This window comes from Bacteroides cellulosilyticus DSM 14838, assembly GCF_000158035.1.
Lineage (GTDB): Bacteria > Bacteroidota > Bacteroidia > Bacteroidales > Bacteroidaceae > Bacteroides > Bacteroides cellulosilyticus.
Window position 1 is genome coordinate 72,534 of the sequence record NZ_EQ973495.1, and the last position, 4,798, is coordinate 77,331.

Sequence of the window (4,798 nt, forward strand, 5' to 3'; positions counted from 1 at the left end):
AAATTGTGAGGTACAGTTTATTTTTAGACGGCCTTGTTAGCCCCAATATACATTTCCAAATCTTTGCACGCTGCAATCGACTCTATAAACGAATAAATCAGGTGTTCTTATACCTCTCCTTATATACTTTAGGAGAAACTCCATAAACACTCTTAAAATAATCACCAAAATGATTATAACTGCCAAATCCTGTTTGATAGGCAATTTCCGTTGCTGTCTGTTGAGAAGTACGAAGCATCTCAGCAGCACATTCCAAACGGATATTACGGATCAATTCTGCCGGAGAAAGATTAGTAATAGCCTTTACCTTACGATATAATTTAGCTCTGCTCACTCCCATTTCCTTGCATAACATTTCCACATCCAACTCTGGATTAGAAAGATGTGTTTTCACCACTGCCTCATATTGTTCAGCAAAAGATTTATCTGCAGGTTCCAACTCAATGCCTACACTCTTTAAAGAGAGTTGTTTTCCATAAATCTCCTTCAATTTCTTCCGACCGCTCAGAATATTATTAATACGGACTATCAAGGTAGAGACTTTGAAAGGTTTCACAAGATAGTCATCCGCACCGGCCTGAAAGCCTTCTTCAACATACATGGTCATGGATTTTGCAGTCAGCAATATGACAGGAAGATGGCAAAAAGAAGGATTCTCTTTAATATACGTACATAATTCCATCCCATCCATTTCAGGCATCATGACATCACTCACTACTAATGACATATTTTCTTTGCCTAATACCTCCAATGCTTCACGTCCATTCTGGGCTGTAATAACTTTAAAGTTTCGCGACAATTTTTTCTGAAGATAAGTCAGAATTTCAACATTATCATCCACCAACAAAATTGTCTCAGAAATTGAAGTAACTTTAAAAGAAGAAGCACTGTCTACTACATCCTCACTCTCATCCAATGTGTATTGAGCCGCCATTTCGTAACATTTATCATATCTCCACGGCAAATCAATGGAAAAACAAGTACCATGCGGTTCCCTGCGTCTAACCGATATAGTTCCCTGATGTTTTTCTACAATAGCTCTTGCTATGGTCAGACCAACTCCACTACCTCCCATCTGTCCATGCAAATCCTGATGAGACAGTGCAAAAGGTTTGAATATCTTGCTTATATCCTCATTAGATATTCCTACTCCTGTGTCTTTCACTTCAATGTGTATTCTCGGCTTCTCTCCTTCAATCAAAAAAATAGCTAAAATGACAGTTCCCCCCTCCGGAGTAAACTTCAGAGCATTGGACAATAAATTAAAGAACACTTTCTCTAATGCGTCCTTATCAAATGTAGCTAATATAGGTATCTCCGGTAGAGAAAGCTGCAATGCTATATCTCTTTGCCGGGCAGTAACCTGAAAAGAGTAATAAATCTCCTGAATAAAATCATTAAAATTAAAAGAAGATAATTCCAGTTCCCCATTGCCATTTTCTATCTTCCTCAGATCCATCAGATCATTTACCAACGTGAGTAATCGTTTGGCATTACGACGGATTAACAGCAAGTCTTCTTCTACTCCAGAAACATGTATTATCTTTTTCTGTATCTCGTCCAAAGGATTCAGAATCAGAGTTAACGGAGTCCTAAATTCATGCGCCACTTGCGTAAAAAAGGTCTGCAATTCCCGGTTGAACTCCTCAGATTTATCCTTTTCAATTTGTTTGAGGTACAGTTCGTGCTCTAACCGTTGTTTCCTTTGCTTATAGGCAATATAACGTTGCAATATGTAGAAAATAATAGCAGCATAAATAGCAAATGCCCACCAACGCGCCCATAAAGGGGGAAGCACTTCAATTTTCAAATGAGTTTCCGGCCCTATCGTTCCATCATTATTAAGTACTTTGATCCTTAAAAGGTAGTTACCGGAGGCTAGATTACTATAGAATACTTCGCGACGATTACCCGCATCCACCCAATCCGGGTCTACTCCATCCATCTTATAAAAGAACCGGTCGCTATTACCATATATATGGTTATCACTCGCATAGGCTATTGAAATGTTTGTCTGATTGTGTTTTAAACATAACATGGATGTCTCAGCCAAACATTTATCTAACACAGAACCTTCACAAGGTCTTTGCAATTTATTATTAATACGTAACGTAGTAAGAATCACAGAAGCCGGTATATCATTCAACATAAAATTCCGATTATCTACCATTATATAGCCGGTATTACCCAATATCCAAAAACGATTGGCTGAATCTATCAGACTGGAGGCATCCATATCGGTCAGACGCAAACCGTTGTTATTATCAAAAGTATGTAATTGTTCTTCTTTTGGATCGAACAAATACAATTTGTGTGCACCAATTACCCATAACCTCTCTTCATTCTGTTTGGCAACGAAATAAAGTTTATCCGAATGAACCTTGGTATGCGACAAATGTTGCTTTCGCATTTTCCAATGTTTATCTACAGATAAGAGTCCCTGTCTCTCAGTCGTCATCCATAGGTTATGTTCCGAATCACGGCAAAAAGAAGTTATACTAAGCGATTTATCTGCAGGAACCCCCAAATCTGCCGCACTTATCTGTTTCTTTTGTCCTGTATTCAGATTATAGACATACAATCCATCTTTCTGGGTGGCAAACACAAGTATTCCAGGATCTATCTCATCTATGTAATTCGAGCATGGGAATCGCACGGAATCCATATTCAGACAGAAAACGCCCTGATCCTGTACGGATATCCACCAATGTCCTTTAGAGTCTTTGAAAATATACAATATATTTGTATTATCGTATTTCCGCAATAATGAGAATTTATTCCTCTTTATAGAATAATTATAGACTTCTCCCCGTTGATTACCGCACATGATTGTATCACCGGATATACAGATCGATTTAATAATATTATCATTGTGATGCTTGTTTTCGTTCAACCAAAAAGATTCCACTTGGCCTGTTTTCGGACGATGACACAGCAAACCGTTACCTTCTGTTGCGAACCAAATATTATTATCAGCATCTTCTTTTGCCATCCTGAAGCGTCCAGCCAAATGAGAAGGAGCAAAGAATCTGAAGCGCTGATTATAGCTGTGACTGTAGTTCACACCACCGGCATATGTACCAACCCACACTATTCCTTGCCTATCCTTAAACAAAGAATATATAGAATAATAGCTCAAGCCTCCTTCTTCCCCGATTTCTCCTTTTTCTACTATCACTTCCTCCATATTATCCTTATGTAACCTAAATAGACCGTTGAAAGTGCCAATCAACATATAGTCCTTATTCAACTCTATGATATCCCTAATCTCCTTATTAAGGAGAGATGTAGAAGAAAGCTTATAAGTTTTCACTTCCTTGGTCTTAGGATTATATTTGTTAATACATATACCTACGATCACGCTCCAAAGACAACCTTCTGAATCCACCTGCAACACATTTATCAATCCGTCAGTCAAGGGGCCTTTCTCTATGGACTTGGGATAAATATGCTCAAGCAATTGCCAGTTTTCATTATATACAATAATGCCATGTTGGCGAGTACCTACATAATATTTCCCACCAGCCTGCACAAATGCAGAATATCGATATTCCTCCGGAGCGTCCTGCAGAACCACAAGAGTATCTTTTTCTATATCATATCTGAATATTTTCTTTTCCGTATAGGCTACCAAGCTCTCCTCTTTATCAACCCCAATCCCAACCCAACGGCTACTTTGGTTCTTGTCATACAGGAAACTTTTTACTTGCTGAGTAGAATATTTCATCCTGTCCAAACCATTTTCATGCAATATCCATAAATTCTTGTCCCTGTCCTGAATGATGCGGCGTATTTTATTACCTCCAAGAGTGGGTTGGGTATTAGTACTAAAAATATCGATACGCTGTCCGTCATAACGGTTTAAACCATTATCACTTCCCAACCAGATAAAACCATCCTTATCCTGATATATGGATTGCACATAATTATGAGAAAGTCCGTCTTCGGTAGTCAAATGTTCGAAGAACAATTTGTCGGTCAAAAGCTGGGCACTTCCACTCGACCAACAAAAAAAGAATAATATCAATACAATATATCGACTAAACATGCTGCAAATATACCTTTTATTCCTTAATGATACAAATCCGGGAGTTTCTGAGATATATCGTAAAGTCCTAAAATTCATTGCATTCTAACTTTGCAGCGATAATAAAGAAAATAATATTAACCCTAATAAAGTAAATACCATGAAATCTCAAGTAACACTTAAAACAATCGCTAAAGCACTAAATCTTTCTACTTCCACTGTATCCAGAGCTTTGGCAGACCAGTGGGATGTAAATTCGCAGACCAAAAAAATCGTAATGGAATTGGCTACCCAATTAAACTACAAGCCCAATATCATGGCAGTGAAACTTAAACAATGCCATAAGAATAACCCGAAAGTCAGTAAACAACCTAAAATTACCATTAAAGAAATGGCACGTCAACTCAATCTGGCACCATCTACTATATCACGCGCATTAGCCAATAAAAAGGATATTAGCCTAAGCACCAGGAAGGCTGTACAAGCTTTAGCCAAGAAGCTACATTATCGCCCAAATCCTATCGCTATCATCTTAAAACAACAACATACTAAACGTGCATCAGCATAATCTCATATTAATGCAAATCAGGGGTTGAATTTGGTTCATATAAGGAAAAGCAGAGAGTTAAACTCTAAAAACTATTCTTTTGTCATTTAATTCATCATCCGACAAAAACAAACCAATTTCAGCTACTGATTCGCATTACTAACAAATAAAGAAGCGGATAGATTTGACGAAATACAATATTTTTTCTTGGTGCAGAAAGGAGT

General features: G+C 37.7%; 2 protein-coding genes. One reads left to right on the forward strand and one right to left on the reverse strand.

Features of this window, described 5'->3' with window-relative positions:
• Nucleotides 1-97 precede the first annotated feature (97 nt).
• Complete coding sequence (locus BACCELL_RS22660; protein ID WP_236100769.1) at nucleotides 98-3,982, reverse strand: hybrid sensor histidine kinase/response regulator; 3,885 nt, start codon at nucleotides 3,980-3,982, stop codon at nucleotides 98-100.
• Nucleotides 3,983-4,187: 205 nt separating this feature from the next.
• On the opposite strand from BACCELL_RS22660, the gene BACCELL_RS22665 reads away from it, so the two are divergent.
• On the forward strand, nucleotides 4,188-4,595 hold the full coding sequence (locus BACCELL_RS22665; protein ID WP_007214443.1) for a LacI family DNA-binding transcriptional regulator: 408 nt from the start codon (nucleotides 4,188-4,190) through the stop codon (nucleotides 4,593-4,595).
• Nucleotides 4,596-4,798 lie beyond the last annotated feature (203 nt).